Here is a 23,714-nt window from a genome sequence, read left to right as displayed (position 1 = left end):
CGACATTCAGGGAGGAAAGCAGCGAATTCCCTGAGACACGGCAGCCGCGGCCGAGACCCGGCGACCCGATGATCGCGGCGACACGACGGCCTCGCCGTGGCGCCGGAACCCTGCCGTCAATACAGTATTGACGGTGCCCACGAGAACCTCCCGCGCCGTTCCGGAGTCCGAGGCGCTGCGCCGCGTCGAGGAGATCATCGCCCGCCGCGCCCGCTGCGACGACCCCGACCTGGAGACGCTGCCCGACGGGCCGCTGGAGGTGGCCGCCTACGTCGCCGCCCACCGGCGCGTCCCCGCCGAGGTGCTCCGGCGCGACGTACTGGACGCCCTCGTCCTGCTGGAGTACGGCCGCCGCGCGGTCCCGGCCCTGCCCGGCCGCCTGGACCGGATCGAACACCGGCTGCTGTCCCTGGGGGTCGAGTCCGGGCTGAGCCTGGGGGAGATGGCGGCCGCCCTGGGGCTCCGCTCGCGCCAGGCCGTACAGCACCGCCTGCTCCGCCACGCCGCCGCCGAGCGGGGCGCGCCGCGCAGCGAGGTCGCCGAGCGGGCCGCCCGGCGCGCCGAGTCGCGGGAGCGGGCCTGGCTGGACCGCAACGCCGCCGCCCTGCTGGAGTGCACCGCGCGGCTGCTGGCGCACCGCGATCCGCTCACCGCCGCCCCTGCTCCCGCCTCCGGTCACGCGGCCCCGGACGCGAGCTCCGTCCCGGATCCCGAGCTGGCCGAATCCTTCGACGAGCTGGCCGAGTCCCTCGCCCGCGTCCCCGCCGGTCCCCGCGACCCCGCCTATCTCACCCGGACCCGCCACCTGGCCGCCCGGCTCCGCCTGCTCCTGGCCGACCTCGCCGCAGCTCCGGCCGTCACGGCCCTGCCCGGCGGCCACCCGCTGCGCGCTCTCCTGACCCGCACCGCCCGCCTGGCCACCGCCCACCAGTCCGCCGGCTCGGCGAGTCCGTCCTAGCCGTCGCGAGCCGTACGGCACGGCGGGAGCCGGGACACGCCGAAGCGCCGCCCCCTCGCGGGAGGGGACGGCGCCTTGGAGTTGAGACTCCCTGTCCGGCCGGGCTGCGGGCCGATCAGCCGGCCAGGGAGAGCCAGAACTTGCCCTTGCCGTACCCGCCGATCTCGACCACCAGGTCGAGGCGGGCGCCGAGGGCCAGCAGGCGGGCCGTGGCGTCCGTGGGGGCGGCCTGTCCCGGCATGTACGCCTCGTAGAGCTTCAGGTGGGGCAGGTCGAGCTGGTTGAGCAGGCCGGTGATGATGTTGCAGACCTCTCTGACGTTGTCCGCCAGCATCGGGGTCAGCTCACCGTCTTCGATGGACGCCTCGGCGCCGCCCTGCGGGATCAGGCCGATGGCCGCCCCCGCGAAGGAGGACAGTTTCAGGTCCATGCCCACCACAGCTGTCAGCTTGCGTGCGTTGTCGACGTAGAGGGCGACCACCGCCTTGTTCAGGTCGGCGGCGACCGCGGGGTCGGTCACGCCCACCGTGACGGGGCGGCCGAGCATATCCTCGAACAGGTCCTTGACGTCCTTCGGGACCGGAAGTGTCGACATGGCAGGCCTTTACCCCAGGATCGGACCGAGGACGTCGGTGAAGTTGTCCGCGGTGAACGGCTTGGTGATCAGGAAGAGCGCACCGGCCTCCTCAGCCATCTTCCGCATCTCGTCGGTGCCCTCGGAGGTGACGAACCCGAACGGCACGTCCACCCCGCCGGCTCGCAGCGCCCGCAGAACCTCAATGCCGGTCATTTCGGGCATGTTCCAGTCTGAGAGCACCAGGTCGGGCTTCTGGGCGATGACGAGATCATGCGCCTCACGGCCGTCGGCCGCCTCGATGAGCTCGTGCCCGCTGAAACCGGCCTGCCGCAGGGTGCGTGTGACGATCTGACGCATGACCCGGCTGTCGTCTGCGATGAGAATCTTCATGATGTGAGGTCTCCTTACCCAGAGCTCTTGCTGGTCAACACGGTGATCGCAATCGGCTCGTTCTGCCAGCTGCCCTGCAGACGGCAAACCTCGACCGCGGCGGGCCACTTGTTGACGCCCTCGTCGATTGTGGCCACGTGGGGGAGGGAGAGCAGGGAACCGTCAGGCAAAAGGCTCTTGACGTTCCCCCCGATCACGTTGACGAGCTCGCCGACCGCGTCGGCGACGTCGTCGACGGAGACCTCCTCCTCCTCCATGCCCAGCAGGGCCGAGGCCGACAGCCGCGAGGCCTTCTGGGAGAAGGACATGACGACGTGCCCGTCCCAGGCGCCCGTCACGGAGACCGTCGCGATCACGCAGGGCATGCCGGGGCCCTGCTCCGACGGGAGGAAGGGCGTGACCCCCTCGGGGTCGAGGTAGGACAGCCAGACCTGCTCGGTGATGGCCTGGAGATCGTCGATCGTGGGTGAGGTCATGACATGGTTCCGCTCGGTACGAGGCCCAGGAGGGCCAGCTTCTCTGCGATGGCCTCAGGCGTGAAGGGCTTGATGACGTACTCGTGCGCCCCGGCGGCGAGGGCGCGGACGATCTGCCCGTGCTCGCTCTCCGTGGTCACCATCATCAGGGTCATCTGCCGGAACCGCTCCTGGGAGCGGACCGCCGAGACGAACTCCAGTCCGTTCATCTCCGGCATGTTCCAGTCGATAAGCGCCACCTGAGGCACTGGATCCAGTGTTTCCAGCAGATCCAGAGCTTCCTTGCCGTTGCCGGCTTCCTGCACCTCGAAGCCCAGCTGCGTGACAATGCGACGCAGAATGAGGCGCATCGCCCGGCTGTCATCGATCACCATAGCTGTAGGCATGGTGGTCACCCCTTCCTTGTCGCGCTGATGGGCGCAGTGGTCGCGGCGCGCGGCCTGTATGCCGACGCGCGTCCGGCGACGACTCGCTCGTAGCCGTCGTCGATGCCGATGGTGGTCTCGGCTGCACCGAGGAAGAGCCAGCCGTCAGGGCGCATCAGGCTGCGGATGCGCCGCAGCACGGAGCGCTTGGTCTCAAGGTCGAAATAGATCAGGACGTTGCGCAGGAACACCACGTCGAAGGGCTGGACCGGCGGCAGGGGCGCCGCCAGGTTCACCTTCTGGAAGGAGACGTTGCGGCGCAGGGAGTCGCTCGCCTGCCATTCCGTGCCCGCCCGCTGGAAGTACTTCACCAGCATGGGGACGGGCAGTCCCCGGTTCACCTCCAGCTGGCTGTAGCGGCCGGTCTTGGCGCGCTCCAGCATCTCGGTGGAGATGTCGGTCGCCATGATCTCGTACTGCATGCTGTTCCTGAGGTTCTCCTCGAGCAGCATGGCCAGGCCGTACGGTTCCTGCCCGCTGGAGCACGCCGCCGACCAGACGCGCAGCTTCTGCGTCGGGGAGCGGCGCTCCATCAGGTCGGGCAGCACGACGTCGGTGAACGCGCTGAACGGTTCACGGTCGCGCAGCCACGACGTCTCGTTGGTGGTCAGAGCGTCGACGATCTGGTCGGCGAGCGCGCGCTCCCGCTGGGCCCGCGCGACGAACTCCGACACCGAGACGGTGCCGGTCCGCCGGGCCAGAGGCAGCAGCCGCGCCTCTACCAGATATTCCTTGCCTGGTTCGAGGACGATCGCCGCCTCGCGCCGGACGAGCCCGCTTACGAAGGCGAACTCCTGTTGGGTTAGAGCCATCGGGTCATCCTCGGGACCTGGCCGTGCGGCCGCCGGCCACACGGTTGATTAGATGGTTGGAAATCTCGTTCAGCGGGAGAACGGAGTGGGCCAGTCCCGCGGTGGCGACGGCTCCGGGCATGCCCCAGACCACCGAGGTGGCCTCGTCCTGGGCGACGACCTCGGCCCCCTTCGCCACCAGCCCTTCGCTGCCGCGCTTGCCGTCCTGGCCCATCCCGGTCAGGATCACGGCCAGGGTCGCTCCGCCGTACACCGCGGCGACCGAGCGGAACAGCACGTCCACGGCGGGGCGGCAGAAGTTCTCGGGCGGTCCCTGCTGCAGGTTGGTGGAGACGCCGCCGCCGCGCCGTACGACCTCCATGTGGTAGTCGCCGGGCGCGATGTACACCGTTCCGGCCTGCACCGGCATGCCGGCCTGGGCCTCGACGACCTTCAGCCGCGCGGCGCGGTCGAGCCGCTCGGCGAACATCTTGGTGAACACCTGCGGCATGTGCTGCACCACCACGATCGGCAGCGGGAACGTCGCAGGGAGCGCGCTGACCACCTTGGACAGGGCGTCCGGACCGCCGGTGGAGCATCCCACGGCCACGATCTGGGGCGCGCCGGCCCCGCCGGCGGGCGTGCGGGCCAGCGAGACCGGGGCGGAGGGGGCGGGCCTGACGGCCCCGCGTGCCGGAGCGCCGACCTTGCACAGCGCGTAGATGCGGGGGATGATCTGCTCCCGCACGCTCTTGATCGACTCCGCGACGCTGCCGACGTTGGCCGGCTTGGTCACGTAGTCGCTGGCGCCCGAGGCCAGGGCCTCCAGGGTGGCCGACGCGCCGACCGAGGTCAGCGTGCTGAACATGATGACCGGGAGGCGAGGGTGGACCTTCCGAATCTCCTTGATGGTGGTCAGACCGTCCATGACCGGCATCTCGATGTCGAGCGTGACGATGTCCGGCTTCAACATGTCGATCTTGGAAAGGGCCACCTTGCCGTTGGGCGCGGTGCCGACCACCTGGATGCCAGGATCCTCACTCAGCGCGTCGACAATCAGACGCCGGACGACGACCGAGTCGTCGACCACCAGAACTGATACCACGCGAGTGCCTCCTGTGCCAGAAGCGGGACTTTTGTCACCGCCCGTCCATCGCGCTCCTTATCGACAGATCGGGCGGAAGGATGAGGATTCATCGGACTTATAAGGACTTCTGCGCCCGCCCATCTGGGAACATCCGAACTTGGAGCATGAATACCCAGAGTGATGAGAAAACTTCACAAAGCTATCGTCGCTCTACGGTTCTCTCTCCGGTCTCACCGGTCGGGTACGGCGCGCGCGAAGGCCTGTCCCGGCCCTAGAACAGCGCCCTCTCCGGTCGGATGCGGCGCGCGGAACGGCGCACGGCGGGACGGGGGAGCGCCCTGGAGGCCCGCGGGGCGTCTCCGGGCCGGACACTCCGGGAGACCGCCGGACGGCGGGCGGGGCCGGCCGGGGACGGCCGCCGGACGCCCCGCAGGCCCCGGATTCCTCGGATGCCCTCGGGACCGCGCAGCGCGACGATCGCGGCGGCGACCGGGGAGGTGCGCCCGAGCGAGCGCGCCAGCAGCACGGCGGCGGTGAAGGCCACCACGGTGGTGATCACTCCGGCCAGGACGAGGGCCTCGCGGGGCCCCAGGGTGTCGCAGAGCATCCCGAGCACCGGGCCGCCGACCGCGCCCGAGGCCGCTCCCACCATCGTCTGCGCGGCCAGTACGCGGCCCCGCATGGTCGGCTCCGTGTCGAGCTGGGCGCGCGTGCTCACGGTCGTGTCGAGGACCACCGCCGCGGCGGCGATCGGCAGCAACATGACGGCGAAGCCGAGCAGGCCGGGCACGATTCCGCTGATCGCCTGGCCCACGCTGGTGATCAGGGCGGCGGCGAACAGGATCCGGAACGTCAGGCGGGGCCGGGAGGCCGCGTACAGGCCGCCCAGGACGGCGCCGACGGCGAAGACGACGGACAGGACGCCGTAGCCGGTCGCGCCGGCGGCCAGCGGTCCCTCGCTCATCGCGGCCATGGTGACCTGGTAGTTGCGGCCCAGGGCGCCCAGGACGAAGGCCATGCCGAGCAGGACGAGCAGCCAGCGGGTGCGGGAGATGTAGCGCAGACCCGCGGTGATCCCGACCTCCGCGGCCCGGGCGCGCGGCAGGGGGTGCATCTCGCCGGCGCGCATGCACAGCACCGCGGCGATGACGCCCGCGAAGCTCAGCCCGTTGAGCAGGAAGAGCGTCCCGGTGCCGGTCAGCGGGATGAGCGCCCCGGCCAGCGCCATGCCGATGATGCGCCCGCCGGAGCTGATCACCGAGCCGAGGGCCAGGCCGTTGGACAGGTCCTCGGGGCCGACGACCTCCGCGCCGAAACGCCCCAGGGCGGGGCCGTCCAGGGCGGACACCATTCCGCCGAGCAGGGCGACGGCGTAGATCGGCCAGACGTTCTGCACGCCGGCGAAGGCGATGACGGCGAGCGCCAGGGCGAGCAGCCCGTGCAGGGCCTGCCCGGTCAGCACCAGCGGGCGGGCGGGCAGCCGGTCGGCGAGGGAGCCGCCGGCGAAAGCCAGCAGCAGGGTGGGGAGCGACTGCAGGAACAGGCCGAAGCCCAGGCTGGTGGCCGAGTGGGAGATCGACAGCAGGAGCCAGTTGACGCCCAGGACCTGCATCCAGGTTCCGGCCACCGACAGGAAGTCCGCGCCCGCCCACAGGCGGTAGTTACGGTGCCGCAGGGCCCGCAGCATGTCGGGGGTTCGGGACACGGTGATGCTTCCTCTCTTGGTCCGCACAGACGAGAGGTCGCGTCGTGTCGGGCTCCGCCGGTTCCGCGCCGGGCCGGCGCGTGTCAGGTCCGGGACGGCCGTAGGGCTCGTACGGATCGTCGGGGGTCCGGCGGTCGTCCTCGGCAGGAGGATCGGCAGCCGGGGGCCCTCCTCCGGGAGCCGGGGGCGTACGGCAACCGAACCGCTACCGCCCCCCGCGGCCGGGCCCGGCCGGGAACGACACGAGCCGCCCGGGACGGGGTCCTGGGCGGCTCGCGGACCGCCGGGGAGGGGGTCCGGCGGTCTGGAGGAGAGCCTGGGCGGATCAGACGGAGAAGCGTCCGACCACGGCCCGCAGCTCGGTGGACATGCGGGCGAGTTCCTCGGCCGCGCGCTGGGTGTCGACGACGCTCCCGCTGGTCGTCTGGGCGGCGTGGGCCACCGAGGAGATGTTGCCGGCGATCTGGCCGGAGCCCGCCGCCGCCTCCGCGACGCTGCGGTTCATCTCGTTGGTGGTGGCGGTCTGCTCCTCCACCGCCGAGGCGATGGTCAGCTGGTAGTCGTTGATCCGCGCGATGATCTGGCTGATCTCCGCGATGGCCTCCACCGCGCCCCCGGTGTCGTTCTGGATGGCCTCCACCCGGCGGGCGATGTCCTCGGTGGCCTTGGCGGTCTCCTGGGCCAGGTCCTTGACCTCGCCGGCGACCACCGCGAAGCCCTTGCCGGCGTCGCCGGCGCGGGCGGCCTCGATGGTGGCGTTGAGGGCCAGCAGGTTGGTCTGCTCGGCGATCGAGGTGATGGTCTTGATCACCGAGCCGATCTCGGCGCTGGAGGTGCCCAGCTTGCCGACGATCTCGTTGGTCGACTGCGCCGCCGCCACCGCCTGAGCGGCCACCTTGGCCGCCTCGCTGGCGCTGTGCGCGATCTCCCGGATCGCCGCGCCCATCTCCTCGGCGCCGGCGGCGACCGTCTCCACGTTGCGGGAGACCTCGTCGGCGGCGGCGGTGACCACACCGGCCTGCACGCTCGTCTCCTCGGCGCTGGCGGCGATCTGGGTGCTGGTGGCGGTCAGTTCCTCCGAGGCGCTGGCCAGGGAGTCCGACGAGCTGTCGATGGTGCGCAGCGCTCCGCGCATGGCGTCGATCGCCTCGTTCAGCGCCCCGGCCATCTCGCCGATCTCGTCCCTGCAGCGCACCTGCGCCCGGCCGGTCAGGTCGCCCCTGGCGACCTGCTTGAGCACGCCGACCACCGAGCGGAGCGGGCCGGTGATCACCTTGGCGACGATCAGCGCGCTGAGGACGCCCCAGAGCATGCCGAGGATCAGGATGAGGGTGACGACGAAGCGGGCGGAGCTGACGGTCTCGTTGAAGGAGGCGCTGGCGGCGAGCGCGCCGGTCGCCTCCTCCATGGCCGCGTCCAGCTTCTCCTCGTAGGCCTTGCGCAGGTCGCGGTTGGGGCCCAGGGCGTTCTCGGTCGCGGTGGCCTTGTCGGTGGCGTAGAGGGTGAACTCGGCCGACAGGGCGTCCTGCCAGGCGTCGATGCCGTCGGCGATCTCGTCCACCTGGGTGTTCTGCTCCGGGGAGACGGCGGCGCCGCGTGCCTGCTCCAGCGCGTCGTCGATCACGGTGAACCGCTTGGAGACCTCGTCGCTGAACGCGGCGTCACCGGTCAGCAGGAACCCGCGCTCGTCGTTGGCGGCCGCCTTGGCCGCCACCGCCGCGTCCTGCAGGCCGGTGATGAACGGGACGGAGTGCTCCAGCTGCAGGTTGTGCTCCTCCTGCAACGTGTCCATCTTCGACAGCGCCACGGAGCCGGTGACCACCGCGGTCAGCCCCAGCACCGTCACCGGAATGAAGACCTTCGTCATGATGCCGCGGTCGGCAAGCAGCCGCCAGGCCCCGTTGACTTCCACCGCTACTCCTCAGACCGCCACCGGACCGACCTTTTCGGTACACGTGATCACCATGTTCATCGGCGGGGGTTCCGGGAAACTGAGAGGAAAATCATGGTTAACAGGCTGGTTTTACATGTTTTTTCCGGACGGTCTCACGGCCCCGTCAGCCGGCGAGCTTCTCGCCCTCCACGGGCGCCGGGTGCGGGTACAGACCGGTCCCGGCGGGGCCCGCGAGGGCGTCCGACCCGGCCTCGGCGGCGGCGTCGGCCAGGAGGAGGTCCAGGTCGCCGGCCGGCACCGGCTTGCTGAAGAGATATCCCTGGCCCAGCGGGCACTGCATGTCCCGCAGGAACCCCTTCTGCTCGCTGGTCTCCACCTTCTCCGCGATGGCGGGCAGGTTCAGGACCTCGCAGAGGTTCAGGATCGCCTGGGTGAAGGCGTGCCGCTGACGGGAGGCGGTGTCGGTCCCGGAGCCGAGCGTGGTGAAGGCTCCGTCGATCTTGACCACGTCCACCGGCAGGTGCTGCAGATAGGCCAGGGAGGAGTAGCCCGTGCCGAAGTCGTCGATGGCGACCCGCACGCCGTGCCCGCGCAGTTCCGACAGGTATCCGATGACCCGGGCCATGTCGTCCTTGCCGGGGGCCAGCAGCGCGGTCTCGGTGATCTCCAGGATGAGCGCCTCGCCCGGCAGCCCGCTCTCCCGCATCGCGTCCAGCACCGTGGAGACGAACTCGGGCCGGTGCACCTGGCGGCCGGAGACGTTGACGGTGACGGCGATGCCGTACCGCTCGTACCAGCGGGCCGCGTCGGCGCAGGCGCGGCGGAGCGCGTACACGCCGATCGGCACGATCAGCCCGCTCTCCTCGGCCGCGGGGATGAACCTGTCCGGCGGCATGATCCCCTCGGGCGACCACCAGCGCAGCAGCGCCTCGACGGCCTGGATCCGGCCGGTGGCCAGGTCCACGACCGGCTGGTAGTTCAGGACGAACTCCTCGCGCGCCAGGGCGCGGCGCAGGCCCTCGGTGATCCTGGCCTGGTCGAGCTGCTCCACGCGCAGCCCCGGGTGGAACACGCTGATCTGGTTCTTGCCCGCCGCCTTGGCCGCGTACAGGGCCAGATCGGCGTCACGCAGGACGTCCTGCGCCTCGACCGCCTCGGCGATCATGTACAGGCCCACGCTGGCGGTGACGTGGAAGGAGTTGTCGCCCACGACGAAGGGCTGGCCCATCACCTCGACCACCCGCTCGGACACCTCGGCCGCCTCGTCGGCGCTCACCTCCTCCAGGAGGATGGCGAACTCGTCGCCGCCGAGCCGGGCCAGGGTGTCGGCCTCGCGGAGGATTCCCCGCAGCCGCTGGCCGGCCTGGATGAGCAGCTGGTCGCCGGCCGGGTGGCCGTAGGAGTCGTTGACGATCTTGAAGCCGTCGAGGTCGAGCAGGAGGAGGGCGTGCCTGGCCTGGCCGGCGCGCCGGGCCGTCGCCTGCTCCAGGCGGTCCTGGAAGAGCGCCCGGTTCGCCAGCCCGGTCAGGTGGTCGTGCATGGCCCGGTAGCTGAGCATCTGCTGCAGCGCCTGCTGCTCGTCCAGGGCGCGGGAGAGGTCGGCGGCCTGCTCGTTCAGGAGCCGGGCGCGGCGGTGGGCCACGTTGGTGTTGGTGATCAGCCGGATGACCAGGAACGTCATCAGGGCGGCGAAGATGGCCAGCGGCACCACGAGGTCCGAGGGCTGCACCGCCGCGCCCGGCTCCAGGTTGATCGCCATGGAGAACGGTCCCGCGCAGGCCATCACCAGGAAGACCAGGCTCCGCGTGGTGGTCAGGCGGAGCGCGGGGATCCTCACGGCCCGGGCCGCCGAGGGGTGCAGCGCCGCGGCCCCGGCCAGGACGAGCCACACCAGCCAGCCCGCGTTGCCCAGCAGGCCGTAGTTCCACGCCTCATCGCGCTGGATCATCATGGCGTAGGTCATGTCGCCGAAGGCCATGCCCGCGAAGCCGAGGCTGAGCAGGGCGTAGGAGCGGTTGCGCAGGCCGTGGGCGAACCACAGCCGCAGCGCCATGAACTGCACGGTCACGTCGGCGATGGGGTAGGTCGAGGCCAGGAGCATCTCCCGGCCCGACAGCGTCCGGAAGCCGCCGTAGGGGTTGAACGTCATCGTCCAGTACACGAAGGCCACGCCCAGCACGACGACCATCGCGTCCGCCATCACGGCGACGTTCCTGGCGCGGATCGAGTTGCCGGGCAGCTTCGCCAGACCGGCGATCAGCGGCGGGTACGCCACCAGGTAGGTCAGGTCGACCCACGGCGGGACCTGCCCGCCGTCGGCGGTGAAGTACCAGACGGCCCAGACCAGGTCGGCGGCCACCCAGGCGCCCACGCCCGCGGCCAGCAGCCGCCACGCCCCCGGCACGGCCGGCCGGTTCACGCGGATGCCGACGATCATCACGATCACCGCGACGACCTCCACGGCCGTCCGGGAGATCACGCCGGTGTCGCCCGGCGCGAACAGCCCGGCGACGCTCACCAGCAGGCCGGACAGCAGGAACCAGAGCCAGAGACGGTGCCGGGCGGGCTCCCGCCCCTGTCGGCGCCGCCTGCCGCGCGGAGGGCGCGAGGCGGCCGGCTGCGCCGTCTTCTCCCGGTCGGCGCGGATCATCGGTCGTACCGGTACAGGTCGTAGGTGCGCATCAGCTTGATGAGTTTGGCGGGGTAGCCGGGATCGGTGGCGTACCCGGCCTTGGCGATCTTCCGGGCGAACCGGTCGGGGTCGGCGGTGTGCGCGAACGCCGCGCGGTAACGGGCGCTGGAGGCCAGGAAGCGGCCGTGGTCCTTGAAGGAGTCGACGGGGGAGCGGTAGGCCCGGAACAGCGCGGTGGTCCGGCGGCAGCGGCGGGAGTCGCACTCCGTGGTCGGGTGGCGGTGGCAGCCCGTCGCGTAGGGGCCGTAGTCCCCCGTGGGGGAGCACTTGATGCCGAAGTAGTTGCGGTCGATGACGGCCAGTCTGCTCTGGCCCCACCCCGACTCCAGGATCGCCTGGGCGAGGGTCACCGATGCGGGCACTCTCGTCGCGCGCTGGCTGCGGCGGGCGGCGAGCCCGGCCTGCCGGAGGAACGCCGCCGCCACCGCGGAGGAGGCGGATCCCGCGGCGAGGGATGTCGTGGAAGGCGCCGACCCGGCCCCTGTCACCGCATGCGCGGTACCGCCGAGCGGTCCGGCGACCGCGGGCGGGCAGGAGGAGATCGCGGCGCCGATGATGATCAGGGAGGTCAGCGCACGCCGCGGGGTCAGCACGGGCACAGGATGAACGCTGAGTGATGAAAGATGCACTACCGGTTGCTTCCCGGGTGCAGAACCGTTGCCCCGGACGCAATGGCAAATGAAAGCCTCAGTCACAACCACATGAACAGGGTTGATAACGTTCAGTTTGGGGTGAATCGCTATATGTGACGATCCTCGGGGGTTCTGGGGAGGGCCTCGCGCACGGGGGGATATATGGGGGGCAGCATGCTGAATAGCGGTGATCGCCTTGATCAGACCGCCTCGTACCTGCCTGACCCGGCGAACACGACGCAGGCGATCCTCGGCCTTCTCAGTGAACGGCTGCGCGGCGGCAGCGACTCCGACGGCGCGCGCACCGAGTCGACACTGGTCGCCGGGCTGCGCAGCGTTCCTGGCGTGCTCCAGGCCGAACTGCGCCCGGCCGACTCCACTCCGCCCTCCGGCGGGGAGCTGCTGTGGCCGGCCGGGCCTGGCCGGCTGCTCGCGGTGACCCTGCGGGACGGATACAACAGCCACGGCGTCCCCGAGGCTCTGGCCTGCCTGGCGGCCACTCTGGACGTGACCTGGCGCCGGGACGCCGAGGCGCACACCGGCCCGCTCTCCCGCGACACCGCGCTGGCCACCGCGAAGACGGAGTTCATCGCCACCGTCATCCACGACCTGGCCACGCCGATCACACCGATCCTCGCCTACGCGGGCCTGCTGGCGGATCCGGACACCGGGCCGCTCACCACCGACCAGCGCGAGTTCGTCAAGGTCATCGAGCGCAACGCCATGCGCCTGTCCGAGCTCCTCAACGACCTGCCGCTGCTGGTCGACCCCTCCTCGCCCGAGCTGGAGCTGCGGCGGGAACGGGTGGACCCGATGGAGCTGGTGCGCGACATCGTCGGCCAGTTCCGGCCCGGAGCCGTCCACGCCGGGATCACCATGCGGTTCCACGCCCGCCCCGGCCCGGCGCTGGCCTGCAACTCGATCCGCATCCGCCGCATGCTCGACATCCTGCTGACGACGGCGATCACCCGGTCCGCCCCGGGGGACACCGTCGACGTCGAGGCGCGCCCCACGGTCGACGGCTGGCAGATCGAGATCGCCTGCCTGGCCAGCGAGGGCGCGGGCGAGGGCGCGGGCGCTCCTGCCGGTCAGGACGGGGCGCCGGCCGCTCAGGGCGGAGAGGCGGCCGACCGGGGCGGGGAGCCGCCACCTCCCTTGACGGCCGGTCGCCGCGAACCCGTGACCAGGGAGGACTCCTGGCCGAGGATCGGCATGGCCCGCGCCATCGCCGGCATGCACGACGGCACGCTCCACATCACCGACGAGGGGACGGGCGGGTCGGTGATCAGAGTGGAACTGCCCTGGGAGCCGGCCCGCGACCGCGGAGAGGACGGATGATGAGCAAGCTGCTGGTCATCGAGGACGACGCCGACACACTCGCGGTCATCCAAGTGCTTCTCAGCCACGGCGGACACGAGGTGGTCCCGGCGACGGACGGCCGCAGCGGCCTGCGGCTGCTGCACGAGCACAAGCCGGACGTGCTGATCCTCGACATCGGCCTGCCCGTCATGGACGGCTGGCAGGTGCTGGAACGCGTCCGCGACATCAGCGACCTGCCGATCCTCATCCTCACCGGCCGGGGTCAGGAGCGCGAGAAGGTGCGGGGCCTGCGGGCCGGGGCCGACGACTACCTCGTCAAGCCCTTCTCCCGGGCCGAGCTCACCGCCCGGGTGGAGGCGCTGCTGCGCCGCGCCGGCGCGGCGTCGTGGGCCGAGGACGTCTACGACGACGGGGTCGTGCGGGTGGAGCCGGCGACCAGGACCGTCTTCGTCGAGGGCCAGGACGTCCACCTGACGCCCACCGAGTTCCGGCTGCTCAACACGCTCGTCCGGCACGCCGGGAACGTCCTGAGCTCCACCCAGCTGCTCTCCCTGGTCTGGGACGATCCGACCGGCCTGAGCCCGGAGCGGGTGAAGTTCGCGATCCTGCGCCTGCGCCGCCGCATCGGCGGCGACCTGGCCAACTCGCCCATCGAAGCGGTGCGCGGTGTGGGATACCGCTACCGCCCCCCGGTCCAGCGCCAGGACGGACGTGAGGCCGTGTCCTCCCGGCGCCGCTGACCTCCTCGCACGCCTCGCCGACCTGCCGGGCCGGCCGATGGACCCCGCCCGCGTCCGGTTCTCCGCCGCGACACGCCAGAAGGAATTCGCGGAAGGTGCTCGCCCGCAGTATCAGTTTCCGCTAGAACTGGCGTGACACATGTGGTGCAGGAGGAGGGGTTCGGATTGCCACAGCCACACAAGGGTGATCGGGTGCCGACGATGGTCCGGCCGCCCAGACCCCTGCGGCTCACCCTGGAGGCGGCGGCCGCCGCCGCCGGTTATCGCCATCTGAACGACTATTTGGTCGATCTGCTCGAAGCAGCACATAGCGGTCAGCCGCTGCCGGTGCCGCAGGCGTACCGGAAGGAGAAGCTTCCGCTTCCCGACAAAACGGAGGCGGCGTAGCACATTGGCCTGGGCGAAAACCTGGATTTGGCTTCCCCTAGACCCTCAGAGGGAGAACAATGTGACCGGCTGATCACAGCGCGTTGCTGAACGATAAAAAAGCAAGGCCCCCGCGCCGTAAGCCGCCAAGCAGTGCGCGAGGACCTTCAAACCCGGACATTTAGCTCGGTGCTACGGAGTCTCCACCTCCTACACCGTGCCGCGTGTCCCCTTAACCACATGCCTACATGCATGTCTACATGCCTGGAGCCAGGATAAACGATGACTCCCGGGCTCTGCCAGCAATGCCCAAAACTGGCGTGTCGCAATTGGGCGCGAACGGCACAGCCCGTGTAAACGGTGACAACTCCATAGACACGCTTCCCCCCAGCGGCGGGCCCCGGCCCGAGCGCCGCGCACCCGTCGAGCGCGTGGACCGCGCCGAGCGCCGCCGACCCCGCCGCGAGCCTTCCCGCGCCGCCGTCCGTCACGGCCGCACCCCCTGCTACGAGGCCCCCCATCGACTGCCGGCCGTTCCCACCCGCACCTGGTTCCGCGTCTGCTCCCTGCTCCGGTGGCGCGGCGAGATCGCCGACCCGTGCGCGTGGCGGATGGCGCGCCACCTCGCCTACCACGCGGACGAGAACGGGAAGATCAAAGACATGCCGCGCGTCATGCGCGCCTACACCTCCTACTACGGGCTGAGCGCGCGGACCGGGTGGAAGGACCTGGGCCGCCTGATGGACATCGGCTGGGTGCGCCGGGTGTACGGCGCCGCGCCCGGCCGCCCGGCCCTCTACCAGCTGTGCATGGACATCGTGGGGCTCCCCGACGACCTGCCCAGGAACCTCGCCCGGGCCGTCGCCGACGTCGTGGACGCGCCGCCGGGCCGCATTCCCCGGCGGCAGGACAGGAAGCCCGGGTCGGCCGAGGCGGGCCTGGGCCGGCTGCACGCCGCGCTCGCGCAGTGCGTCGTCGTGCAGTACGGCGGAGCACTCGATCCGGAGAAGATCACTTGCTCCGGCTCAGGCAGAGTTCACACGTCCCCCTTCTATAGGGAGGGCCCTACCCCTCCCCCGCCACGATCGGTCCGGAGAGGAGGCCGGGGCGCGCTCCAGCAGGGCACCTGGTGGAAGAAAGCGCGCTATAGCGACATCCAGGAGGCCCGGAATGTGCTGGCAGAGTGTCTGCCGAGATGGCGGATGCAGCGGACGGGCCTGGTCCCGCCGGGTACGGAGATCCCGAACGTCCGGGCGCTGGCCTCACTCGAGCATCTAGTGGGGCTTTTGTTGAGATATATCCCTCCCGGAGAGGCGGTTGAGCTCCTGACCGAACAGGTCGCCTCCGTCAGAGACGTCGCGGGAGTGGTCCGCTACCGCATCGGCTCGTGGCTGCGATCCCTGCGGCGCCGGATGAGCGTCCCCGTCGACGAGGACGGCGCCGGATACCGCCGGATGCAGGAGGAACTGGCCGCCCGGCGGGCCCAGTCGACCCCGGAGGGACGGCAGGCGGCCAAGGACATCGCACGTCAGGTCCGGGACCGGCTGACGGCCCGTCCCGACACCGAGCGGCACCGGCGCGCCGAGCAGGCCGCCGCCGACGCCATGCGCCAGGCGCGGGAGGCCGAGAGGCGCCGGTCGGAGCACGTCCAGCGGCTCCGCGCCCAGGAGGCCGAGGCCCGGCAGGCGGCCCTGAGGCAGGCCCTGGAGGAGGCCGCCGCCAGGCGGGAGGGCCGTGACCGGGCCATCATGCGGGCCCGCCAGGAACGCCGGGAGGGCCCGGAGCGCGTGCCGGGGGCCCGGCAGCCCCTCTCCGCGCGGCCCGGGACGCCCCCCGGCCCGCCGATCGTCCCCCCGCAGCGCGAGCGGCCCGCCGAGTGCCCGCCGTACGCCGCCCCCGCGGGCTCGGCGGACCCCGCAGGGCCGGGACTCACCCCCTCCGCTTAACCGCAGTAAGCCCGATTTCCCTCAGTTCTACGCGTTTTATGCCGATTGTCCGTGAGAGGAGCGCCGCCCGGGCGGCCCCTTCCCGGACCGGCGACCTCCTTCGCCTGGCGGGCCAGGCGAGGGAGTTCCAGCGTGAGGGGTCACATCGGCCGGATACTGCCGGTGGCGTTGGCGTTGTTCGCCGCCTTCATCACCCTCATGGTGTCGGTGGCGTCCACCGTGGACGAGGCCCTTCCCCGCACCGGCGCGGCCCCCGCCCCGGAACCCGCTCCCGCCGCCGACCCCGACCACGGGGACGAGACGGTCGCGGTCCCCGGAACCGACCTGATGGTGAGCGTGGACGCGGTCTACCCCGGCGGGCGGACGGCCTCCTGGATCGAATCGGGCGCCTCCACGCGTGAGAGGACCGCCATCCCCGCGGGCTCCCGCGCCTCCGCCGCCACCGCGGCGGCCGCCCAGTGCCGCGACCGCGCCTACGCCCTGGCCACCTGGCGCGTCAAGGGACGCCTCAGCTGGACCTACAACCCCTCCGCGGCCCCCGCCGCGGTCGGCCGCTCGGCGCTCACCGAGATCAAGGCCTCGGCCCAGGCCCTGGTCGCGGGGCAGAACGTCTGCCGCCTGCCCGGCCCGTTCAAGGTGACCCAGGCCTACCAGAGCACCACCAAGCGCGCGCCCGCCGTCGTCGCCACCTCCCGGAGCACCAGCTGCGGCAAGGAGGACGGCGCCAGCGTCGTCGGCTGGAAGCGGATGAGCTCGACCGCCCTCGCCGTCACGTGCACCTGGTGGACGCGCGCGGGGCAGGTCGTCTCCGCCGACATCGCGATCAACACCCGCTACGCCTGGTTCACCAAGCGGCCGAGCCGCTGCTCCTCCTCCTTCGACCTGCGCTCGGTGCTCGTCCACGAGTGGGGTCACGCCTACGGGCTCAACCACGTCTCCCCGACGCGGCACGGCAGCCAGGTCATGGCCTCCACCATCCCGGCCTGCGCCGTCGTCCGCACCCTGGGCGCGGGCGACCACGCCGCCATGCGGAAGCTGTACGGAGTGCGCTGAGCCCGTACAGGGTGCGCTGGACTTGCACGACGTGCGCCGAGCGGCCCGCTCAGCCCGTGCGAGGCTCCTCGGGCGCGTCCGCGGACGTCTTGATGCGCATGGTCACCGTCGTCCCCTTGTTCTCCTCTGAACGCAGGTCGAAGGTGCCCGAGTGGTTGGCGACGATGCTGCGCACGATGGACAGCCCCAGCCCGGTCCCCGGGATCGACCGCTCGGTGGCGTTGGAGGCCCGGAAGAACCGGGTGGACAGCCGGGTCATCTCCTCGGCGGGGATGCCGATCCCGGTGTCGGAGACGACGACCACGGCGTCGCCGTCCTCCACCGAGACGCCGACGTGCACCTTGCCCCCGGCGGGGGTGAACTTCACGGCGTTGGACAGCAGGTTGGCCATGGCGCGGTCGAGCTGGTTGGGATCCCCGTCGACGGGGACCGGGCAGCCGGGGTGCTCGACGGTCAGCTCGACCTGGGCCTTGGCCGCGGTCGGCCGCATGGACTCGACGGAGTTCTCGATGACCGCGCACACGTCGGTGCGCTGCTTGAGGCTGCGGAAGGCGCCCGCCTCGATGCGCGACAGCGTCAGCAGGTCCTCGATGAGCAGCCGCAGCCGGGTGGTGTTGCGGTCGATGGCGTCGAGCATGCGGTCCTGGGCGGGGTTGATGTCACCCGCCTCCTCGTCGCGCAGGATCTCCAGGTAGCCGGCGATGCTGGTCAGCGGCGAGCGCAGCTCGTGGGAGACGGTGGACATGAAGTCCGTCTTGGCAGAGTCCAGGGCCCGCAGTTCTTTGACCAGATCCCGCTCGCGGCGGTAGAGGCTCGCCTGGTCCAGCCCGCGCCCCAGGTCGGTGCCGACGACCTTGACGGCCTCGATCTCGTCGGTGTTCCACGGCCCGCGGGCGGAGCCCCGGGCGAGCAGGATGCTGCCGAGCGCCTTCTGCCCCGCCCCGAAGGGGACCACGAGGAACTGCATGTCCCCGAGCTGCCGCAGCGCTCGGGCGGCGGCCTCGGGAACGTCCTGCGGAGGGTCCCCGGTCGATCCGACCGGGGTCAGGCCCTGCAGGTAGAGCCGCTCCAGCTCCTCGGCGGGCACCGGCGGGAACGAGGTGCCGTCCTTGGTCACCCGGCCGTCCACCCACTCCATCTCCGGCGGGCCGATGGTGCCTTCGCGGACGAGCTGGACGAACACCCGCTCGGCGGGGAGCTTGGAGCCCAGGGCGGTCACCGCCTCGCGGATGACCTCGTCGGCCTCCAGGGTCTGGCGGATGCGCGCCGCGGTCTGGTGCGCCACCTTGGACAGGCGGGAACGCTCCCGCTCGGTCGCGCGCAGCCGGTCGCTCTCGTCGGCCAGCGTGTTGATGGCGTTGCCCAGCCGCTGGATCTCGGTCGGTCCCGTCGCGGGGAAACGCGCGTCGTGCTCTCCGGCCGTCAGCCGCGCGAGGGTGTCGCCCATGGCGGCCAGCGGCGGCACCAGCACCCGGTAGGTGCGGATCGCGGTGAGCAGCGCCATGGCCCCGGCGATCACGGCGAAGGCGATCACTATGACCCGTCCCCAGAACCGGTTGCGCGCGGCCTGCTGGTCGAGCTCGGCGGTCTTGGCGGCCAGGTGGGCCTCCAGCGCGTCGCTGGAGCGCAGGATTTCCTCGTAGCGCAGGCGGCTGCCCTCGGCGTACTGCATGACCTTCGGGTCCCCCTGGCTCACCTGCTCGGCCTGGGCGGCGTAGCCGAACCAGTCGAAGACCCTGGTGCGCAGGTCGCCGATCAGCTTGAGCTCCTCGGGGGTCTCCGCGCGCCTGTCCAGATCCTCCATGAAGGGCGGATAGGCGGCGCGGGCCTGCTGGTAGGTGGTCTTGGGGTTCTGGTAGAGCAGGTAGTTGCGCAGTCCCCGGGTGGCGTCCCCCATGGTCGAGCGGAGCTTGAGGTTGTTCAGCCGGAGGGGCAGGTTGTGGTCGATGAGGCGGTCGAGTGCGTCGCCCTGCCGTACCGACTCGACTGTGGCGACGACACCCGAGAGCAGGACGAGGGAGACGAGCAGCACGAAAGTGCCCCGCAGGGCTCTTCCCACGCTGCGGTTCAACCACTTCATCCCTTTTTTCCTCCCGCGGGCCGGCCCGGGGTGGAGAACCCCTCTCGCGTCATTACCCCCCAGACCTGCTTTGTACGGCGGAGCGCCGCAAAGATCCCCTGTAGTCCCCACCAGGCGTTGAACTGGCGATACCCGAAATTTTCGGCAATCGACGCCGCCGCGGCGACGCCCAGATCCCGCCAGCTGCTGTAGCGGCGGAAGGCGTACTCCTCCACGGCCAGCGCCACGAACCCGACGAGGACCGCGTAGCCGTAGGAGGCCAGCAGCAGCGCCAGGGCGAAGTCCACGTTGATGGCGCCCGCCCACAGCGCGATCGGGACCAGGGCCACCCCGCCCAGGTTCACCACCGGCGCGAGCAGCTCGAACAGGACGAAGTACGGCAGGGTCAGCACCCCGATCCGCCCGTACCGGGGATTGGCGATCATCGACCGGTGTTTCCACAGCAGCTCGGCCAGCCCGCGCGACCAGCGCCGCCGCTGCCGGGCCAGCACGGCCGTCGAGGACGGCGCCTCGGTCCAGGAGACCGGTTCGGAGACGAACACGATCCGGTAGGCGCGACGGCACTCGCGCAGGTACCGGTGCAGGCGGGTGACCAGCTCGGCGTCCTCGCCGATGGAGTCGGGGTCGAGGCCGCCGACCTCGACGAGCACCTCCCGCCGGAACAGCCCGAACGCGCCGGAGATGATGAGCAGGCCGCCGATGCGCGACCATCCGGTGCGGCCCAGCAGGAAGGCCCGCAGGTACTCCATCACCTGGATGCGCACCAGCCAGCGGCGCGGCATGCGCACCCGCGTGACCCGCCCGCCGACGACGTCGCAGTCGTTGACGATCCGCACCACCCCGCCGGTGGCCACCACGTTCAGCGGGTCGTCGGCGAACGGCTTGGCCACCAGCAGCAGGGCCGAGGGGTCGAGCAGGGAGTCGGCGTCCACCATGCACACCAGCGGGTGCCGGGCGAAGTTGATGCCCACGTTCAGCGCGTCGGCGCGGCCGCTGTTGGTCTTGCGGATCACCAGCAGCGGCGTGGAGCCGTTGGCGGGCACGTGCGTCGAGAGCACCGTGCCGCGCATCGGGATGTCGTCGGGGACCACGCGGGGGAGCTCCACCAGGTTGTGCTCCTCGCGCAGCCGCTCGAACGTCCCGTCCTTGGAGCCGTCGTCGACGACGATGACCTCGAAGGTCGGATAGCGCATCGACAACATCGAGCGCACGGCCTCGGCGATGCCCGCCTCCTCGTTGTAGGCGGGCATGATCACGCTGACCGGCGGGGTCAGCGGGTTGGCGTAGACGTCCTCCTGGCTGAAGAAGGGCAGCCGCCGGTGGTTGTGGACGGCGTCCCAGGTCGCCAGGAAGATGAGCAGCAGGTAGCTGGTGTTGATCGCCACCGAGTAGACCAGGACGAGGGCGCTGATCAGCATCAGCGTCCATCGCACGCCTTCCCGGATCACCTCCAGGACTCCGCCGGCGCTCTGTCCGGCCCTCGCCGCCCCGGCCGGGGTCCCGCCTGCGCTCCACCCCGTTCCCGCGGCCCCGTCCAGGACGCCCGGGACGTCCAGCGCTCCGAGACCGGCGAGGAGGTCCGCGACGGCCGCGGCCGCGCTCACCGCGGCACGGGCGCCGGCAGCCTCGGCGGATGGCCGGCCTGGAGGTCTTGGATGGCGAGGGCCTCCCACGCGTGGCCGGCGGCGGGCGTGCCCGCCCGCTCGGCGACCGTCTCGGTCAGGGCCGCCGCCGCGGGCCTGCCCAGGCGGGCCAGGGAGCGGGCGGCGTTGTGCGCGACGTGGTAGTGGGCGTCGGCCAGGAGCTCGCGCAGCGCCGGCACGGCCCGGGGAGAGCCGAGGTCGCCCAGCGCGGTCGCGGCCTCGACCCGCACGGCCTGCGGATGGGCGGGCCCGGTGGCGTGGATGAGCGCGTCCAGGCACACGGGCGTGCCCAGCCTGCCGAGCGCGCGGACGGCGCGCACCCGGACGTCGTCCGAGGAGTCCCCGGCCAGCACCCCGACCAGGGCTCGGGCGGTCTCCACGGCGCCGGTGAGCCCGAGCACCTCGACGGCGACGGCCCGTTCCGCGGGATTGTCGTGGGACAGCGCCTCCACCAGTGCGGGACGGGCGCCCGGGCCGAGCCGGATCAGCGCCTGGGCCACCAGCTGGAAGGGGACCCCGCCGCGGGCCAGAGAGGCGATGATCGGGGCGGCGGCGCCGGCCGTGCCGATCTGCCCCAGGGCCCGCACGGCCGTGGCCCGGACCTCGGCGTTGCGGTCCGACAGCAGGCGGACCAGGGGGAAGGCGGCCTCGGCGTGGCTCAGCAGCCCCAGCACGTGGGCTGCGGAGGCCCGCCGTACCGAGCTGAGGCTCGACAGGTTGCGCAGGGCGTCGCGGGCGAGTCCGCGCTGCTCCAGCAGGCGGACCATCGCGGTCCTGGCGTTCCCGCTGACCTTGCCGAGCAGCGAGATCGCGCCGGGTTCGACCGCCCGCCAGACCCGCCGGTCGAGCGCGGCCAGCTGGAGCAGCGGCTCGTTGACCTCCTCGCTGTCGCCGCCGATGAGCTCCAGCAGCCAGGGCCGGACGCCCGCCGACAGCCGGGCGTTGCGGCGGTCACGGTGGCGGTGCAGCGCCCGCCCAGTGACGATCACCAGCCCGAGCAGCGTCACCGAGCCGGCCAGCAGGGCCAGCGTGAGGGAGACGAGCTGGGCGGCGCTCAAGCCCGCGCCCTGGCCAGTACGGAGTGCACGCGGTCGGCCAGCACCCTGGGGCTGAAGGGCTTGACGATGTAGTCGTCGGCCCCGGCGGTCAGGCCCTTGGCGACGTCGCTCTCCTGGGCCCGGGCCGTGAGCAGGACGATCGGCAGGCCGGCGGTCTCCGCGTGCTGCCGCAGCTCCCGGCAGACGTCGATACCCGACATGCCGGGCATCATGACGTCGAGCAGCACGATGTCGGGGGTTCGCTCGCGGGCCAGCCGCAGTGCCGCCGACCCGTCGCCCACCGCGATGACGGTGTGCCCGGTCTGCTCGAGTTTGAAGACGATGAGATCCCTGATGTCGGAATCATCTTCCGCGACGAGGACGGTGGCCATCGTGCTACCCCCACAGTGAGTCCACGGCTTTCTTTACGTCCGCGCGGCGGAACGGCTTGGGAAGAACGGCGTCGGCGTGAATATCGACGAGATCCTCCATATCCAGTACGGATGTGATGATGATCCGGCAGTCGCGGGTACGCGGATCGGCCCGCAGGGCCCGCGTCACCTCCCGGCCGTCGACTCCGGGAAGCCTGACGTCGAGGACGACCAGGTCCGGCGGGTCCCTGACGGCGAGGCTCAGCCCGAGTTCGCCGGTGTTGGCGGTCCGCACCTGGCACCCGAGTCCGCCGAGGTGCCGCGTCAGGAGATCGAGGACATCCTGCTCATCGTCGATCACGAGCACGCGAGGATGCGTCATCGCCCACCATCCGATCTCCGCCCCCGGCCGGGACCGCCCCCGGTGCGGGAACCGGACCCCCAGCCGGATATCCCATTTCGGCATGTTACCAACCGAATCCATTGAGTGACGGCCAGGCGCGCGCGGAAGATCGCTCCTGAAAAGCACCTCCTCGGCAACTTCAGTAGGTCCTCCCGCTGCCGAATGTCGGAGTGGCGACTCATCGCTCGGGTCCGGCGACGTCCGGACCGTGCGGGGATCGCTGACGTCAAGGGACTGACAACCAGATTTCTCAACGGATTGAGGAGACCGAGCGATGCTGGGTTTCGACGCGATCGTCCAGGGGGTTGATCCCCGCTGGGTGCGCGAATTGCGCATGTTCGCTTTGCAATATGAAGAGGAGCGCCATAAAGTCCGCTCCTCCTGGATCCCCGACTCGGTGGATGACGAGACGTGGTTCGAGCTCTACTTGATGGCCACCGCCGTCGAGCAGGACATCGCGCTCATCTGAATGCGTGACGACCCATGCCTGACGAAACCCACCGCACCCGGGTCGCGCCTGCGGCTCCGGGCTCCCGTGACGGGGCCATGGCCCTGCTGACCCGCCGTCGTTTCGCGGGCATCCCCGAGCAGGTGCAGCACGCCCGCAGCTTCGTCGCGCTCGCCGTGGGCGAGTGCGCCGCGGCCGACGACGCGGTCCTGCTGACCTCCGAGCTCGCCAGCAACGCCGTCCTGCACACCGACAGCGGCAACGGCGGCTTCTTCGAGGTGAGCGTGTATCTCGGCGCCTCCGTCCTGCGGGTGGAGATAAGCGACGAGGGCACCTCCCTGGAGACCCCGGTGGTGCACCTGATCGACCTGGACACCGAGCAGCTTCCCGGCGGCCGGGGCCTGGCGATCGTCGAGCTGTGCGCCACGCGCTGGGGCCAGTCCGGCGACGGCTCGTCGGGCCGGGTCGTCTGGTTCGAGCTGCCCTGCGACGGCCCGGCGGCGGCCCGCCGCGCCGGAATCTGAACCGCCGCACCTCCGGAGACTCACCCCATCCCGCCGACCCGATCCCGCCGACCTGTTCTGACGCCGTTCGAAGGCGGCTTCACCGATCTTGAGGAACCTTATGCACAGCCTGCGCAACGTGGGAGTCGGAAGGCGACTGGCCTTGGCTTTCACACT

General features: G+C 71.2%; 23 protein-coding genes. 8 read left to right on the top strand and 15 right to left on the bottom strand.

Annotated features, from left to right (window positions below; translation table 11 throughout):
- Window positions 1-133 precede the first annotated feature (133 nt).
- Window positions 134-958, top strand: coding sequence for a hypothetical protein (locus Plo01_RS39130; protein WP_203895863.1), 825 nt, complete (start codon window positions 134-136; stop codon window positions 956-958).
- A gap of 115 nt (window positions 959-1,073) precedes the next feature.
- On the opposite strand, the gene Plo01_RS39125 is transcribed toward Plo01_RS39130, so the two are convergent.
- The 10 genes from Plo01_RS39125 to gsmA form a co-directional block, all read right to left on the bottom strand.
- A complete protein-coding gene (locus Plo01_RS39125) occupies window positions 1,074-1,553 on the bottom strand; it encodes a hypothetical protein (protein ID WP_203895862.1) in 480 nt (159 codons plus the stop codon).
- 9 nt (window positions 1,554-1,562) lie between these two features.
- On the bottom strand, window positions 1,563-1,925 hold the full coding sequence (locus Plo01_RS39120; RefSeq protein ID WP_203895861.1) for a response regulator: 363 nt from the start codon (window positions 1,923-1,925) through the stop codon (window positions 1,563-1,565).
- A gap of 14 nt (window positions 1,926-1,939) precedes the next feature.
- Window positions 1,940-2,401, bottom strand: a complete 462-nt coding sequence (locus Plo01_RS39115) for a chemotaxis protein CheX (RefSeq protein ID WP_203895860.1) — start codon at window positions 2,399-2,401, stop codon at window positions 1,940-1,942.
- Complete coding sequence (locus tag Plo01_RS39110; protein ID WP_203895859.1) at window positions 2,398-2,775, bottom strand: response regulator; 378 nt, start codon at window positions 2,773-2,775, stop codon at window positions 2,398-2,400. Before Plo01_RS39110 ends, Plo01_RS39115 begins: the two co-directional genes overlap by 4 nt.
- Window positions 2,776-2,792: 17 nt before the next feature.
- Window positions 2,793-3,638, bottom strand: a complete 846-nt coding sequence (locus tag Plo01_RS39105) for a CheR family methyltransferase (RefSeq protein WP_203895858.1) — start codon at window positions 3,636-3,638, stop codon at window positions 2,793-2,795.
- Window positions 3,639-3,642: 4 nt separating this feature from the next.
- Window positions 3,643-4,722: a protein-glutamate methylesterase/protein-glutamine glutaminase gene (locus tag Plo01_RS39100; RefSeq protein WP_203895857.1), complete on the bottom strand. Its 1,080-nt coding sequence runs from the start codon at window positions 4,720-4,722 to the stop codon at window positions 3,643-3,645.
- Between the two features lie 253 nt (window positions 4,723-4,975).
- Window positions 4,976-6,409 carry an MFS transporter gene (locus Plo01_RS39095; protein WP_203895856.1) on the bottom strand — a complete coding sequence of 478 codons (1,434 nt, stop codon included), beginning with the start codon at window positions 6,407-6,409 and terminating at the stop codon, window positions 4,976-4,978.
- Between the two features lie 325 nt (window positions 6,410-6,734).
- Entirely contained in the window at window positions 6,735-8,321 is a 1,587-nt protein-coding gene (locus tag Plo01_RS39090; RefSeq protein WP_203895855.1) for a methyl-accepting chemotaxis protein, read from the bottom strand.
- 145 nt (window positions 8,322-8,466) lie between these two features.
- Complete coding sequence (locus Plo01_RS39085) at window positions 8,467-10,953, bottom strand: putative bifunctional diguanylate cyclase/phosphodiesterase (RefSeq protein ID WP_203895854.1); 2,487 nt, start codon at window positions 10,951-10,953, stop codon at window positions 8,467-8,469.
- Complete coding sequence (gene gsmA / locus Plo01_RS39080) at window positions 10,950-11,588, bottom strand: sporangiospore maturation cell wall hydrolase GsmA (protein ID WP_203895853.1); 639 nt, start codon at window positions 11,586-11,588, stop codon at window positions 10,950-10,952. The genes Plo01_RS39085 and gsmA overlap by 4 nt, the downstream gene beginning before the upstream one ends.
- Before the next feature lie 213 nt (window positions 11,589-11,801).
- Between gsmA and Plo01_RS39075 the strand changes: the two genes are divergently transcribed.
- The 5 genes from Plo01_RS39075 to Plo01_RS39055 all read left to right on the top strand — a co-directional run bounded on the left by Plo01_RS39075 (window position 11,802) and on the right by Plo01_RS39055 (window position 17,052).
- Window positions 11,802-12,965 (top strand): sensor histidine kinase, encoded by a 1,164-nt coding sequence (locus Plo01_RS39075; protein WP_203895852.1) that lies wholly within the window; start codon window positions 11,802-11,804, stop codon window positions 12,963-12,965.
- Window positions 12,965-13,687 (top strand): response regulator transcription factor, encoded by a 723-nt coding sequence (locus tag Plo01_RS39070; protein WP_203895851.1) that lies wholly within the window; start codon window positions 12,965-12,967, stop codon window positions 13,685-13,687. The genes Plo01_RS39075 and Plo01_RS39070 overlap by 1 nt, the downstream gene beginning before the upstream one ends.
- Before the next feature lie 141 nt (window positions 13,688-13,828).
- A complete protein-coding gene (locus Plo01_RS39065) occupies window positions 13,829-14,074 on the top strand; it encodes a hypothetical protein (protein ID WP_203895850.1) in 246 nt (81 codons plus the stop codon).
- A 410-nt stretch (window positions 14,075-14,484) separates the two neighbouring features.
- On the top strand, window positions 14,485-15,999 hold the full coding sequence (locus Plo01_RS41200; protein WP_203895849.1) for a hypothetical protein: 1,515 nt from the start codon (window positions 14,485-14,487) through the stop codon (window positions 15,997-15,999).
- Window positions 16,000-16,131: 132 nt separating this feature from the next.
- Window positions 16,132-17,052: a matrixin family metalloprotease gene (locus Plo01_RS39055; protein ID WP_203895848.1), complete on the top strand. Its 921-nt coding sequence runs from the start codon at window positions 16,132-16,134 to the stop codon at window positions 17,050-17,052.
- A 49-nt stretch (window positions 17,053-17,101) separates the two neighbouring features.
- On the opposite strand, the gene Plo01_RS39050 is transcribed toward Plo01_RS39055, so the two are convergent.
- From Plo01_RS39050 to Plo01_RS39030, 5 genes are read right to left on the bottom strand one after another with little or no spacing between them, the layout of a single operon-like run.
- The gene (locus tag Plo01_RS39050) at window positions 17,102-19,132 is read right to left on the bottom strand and encodes an ATP-binding protein (RefSeq protein ID WP_203895847.1); all 2,031 of its coding nucleotides are present in this window, start codon (window positions 19,130-19,132) and stop codon (window positions 17,102-17,104) included.
- Window positions 19,129-20,736 carry a glycosyltransferase family 2 protein gene (locus Plo01_RS39045; RefSeq protein ID WP_203895846.1) on the bottom strand — a complete coding sequence of 536 codons (1,608 nt, stop codon included), beginning with the start codon at window positions 20,734-20,736 and terminating at the stop codon, window positions 19,129-19,131. The genes Plo01_RS39050 and Plo01_RS39045 overlap by 4 nt, the downstream gene beginning before the upstream one ends.
- On the bottom strand, window positions 20,733-21,833 hold the full coding sequence (locus Plo01_RS39040; protein ID WP_203895845.1) for a HEAT repeat domain-containing protein: 1,101 nt from the start codon (window positions 21,831-21,833) through the stop codon (window positions 20,733-20,735). Before Plo01_RS39040 ends, Plo01_RS39045 begins: the two co-directional genes overlap by 4 nt.
- Window positions 21,830-22,204, bottom strand: coding sequence for a response regulator transcription factor (locus tag Plo01_RS39035; protein ID WP_203895844.1), 375 nt, complete (start codon window positions 22,202-22,204; stop codon window positions 21,830-21,832). The genes Plo01_RS39040 and Plo01_RS39035 overlap by 4 nt, the downstream gene beginning before the upstream one ends.
- A gap of 4 nt (window positions 22,205-22,208) precedes the next feature.
- Complete coding sequence (locus tag Plo01_RS39030; RefSeq protein ID WP_203895843.1) at window positions 22,209-22,550, bottom strand: response regulator; 342 nt, start codon at window positions 22,548-22,550, stop codon at window positions 22,209-22,211.
- Between the two features lie 310 nt (window positions 22,551-22,860).
- Between Plo01_RS39030 and Plo01_RS39025 the strand changes: the two genes are divergently transcribed.
- Both Plo01_RS39025 and Plo01_RS39020 read left to right on the top strand, forming a co-directional pair.
- Window positions 22,861-23,055, top strand: coding sequence for a hypothetical protein (locus Plo01_RS39025; RefSeq protein WP_203895842.1), 195 nt, complete (start codon window positions 22,861-22,863; stop codon window positions 23,053-23,055).
- Window positions 23,056-23,069: 14 nt separating this feature from the next.
- A complete protein-coding gene (locus tag Plo01_RS39020; RefSeq protein WP_239317924.1) occupies window positions 23,070-23,558 on the top strand; it encodes an ATP-binding protein in 489 nt (162 codons plus the stop codon).
- Window positions 23,559-23,714 lie beyond the last annotated feature (156 nt).

This window comes from Planobispora longispora (genome assembly GCF_016863135.1).
Lineage (GTDB): Bacteria > Actinomycetota > Actinomycetes > Streptosporangiales > Streptosporangiaceae > Planobispora > Planobispora longispora.
This window is presented reverse-complemented; position numbering and strand designations above follow the sequence as displayed.

Bases quoted from the DNA above. Each gene is read 5' to 3' on its own strand.
- Plo01_RS39125 (WP_203895862.1), bottom strand. From the start codon at position 1,553: ATGTCGACACTTCCGGTCCCGAAGGACGTCAAGGACCTGTTCGAGGAT.
- Plo01_RS39120 (WP_203895861.1), bottom strand. From the start codon at position 1,925: ATGAAGATTCTCATCGCAGACGACAGCCGGGTCATGCGTCAGATCGTC.
- Plo01_RS39115 (WP_203895860.1), bottom strand. From the start codon at position 2,401: ATGACCTCACCCACGATCGACGATCTCCAGGCCATCACCGAGCAGGTC.
- Plo01_RS39110 (WP_203895859.1), bottom strand. From the start codon at position 2,775: ATGGTGATCGATGACAGCCGGGCGATGCGCCTCATTCTGCGTCGCATT.
- Plo01_RS39105 (WP_203895858.1), bottom strand. From the start codon at position 3,638: ATGGCTCTAACCCAACAGGAGTTCGCCTTCGTAAGCGGGCTCGTCCGG.
- Plo01_RS39085 (WP_203895854.1), bottom strand. From the start codon at position 10,953: ATGATCCGCGCCGACCGGGAGAAGACGGCGCAGCCGGCCGCCTCGCGC.
- Plo01_RS39075 (WP_203895852.1), top strand. From the start codon at position 11,802: ATGCTGAATAGCGGTGATCGCCTTGATCAGACCGCCTCGTACCTGCCT.
- Plo01_RS39070 (WP_203895851.1), top strand. From the start codon at position 12,965: ATGAGCAAGCTGCTGGTCATCGAGGACGACGCCGACACACTCGCGGTC.
- Plo01_RS39050 (WP_203895847.1), bottom strand. From the start codon at position 19,132: ATGAAGTGGTTGAACCGCAGCGTGGGAAGAGCCCTGCGGGGCACTTTC.
- Plo01_RS39035 (WP_203895844.1), bottom strand. From the start codon at position 22,204: ATGGCCACCGTCCTCGTCGCGGAAGATGATTCCGACATCAGGGATCTC.
- Plo01_RS39025 (WP_203895842.1), top strand. From the start codon at position 22,861: ATGCTGGGTTTCGACGCGATCGTCCAGGGGGTTGATCCCCGCTGGGTG.
- Plo01_RS39020 (WP_239317924.1), top strand. From the start codon at position 23,070: ATGCCTGACGAAACCCACCGCACCCGGGTCGCGCCTGCGGCTCCGGGC.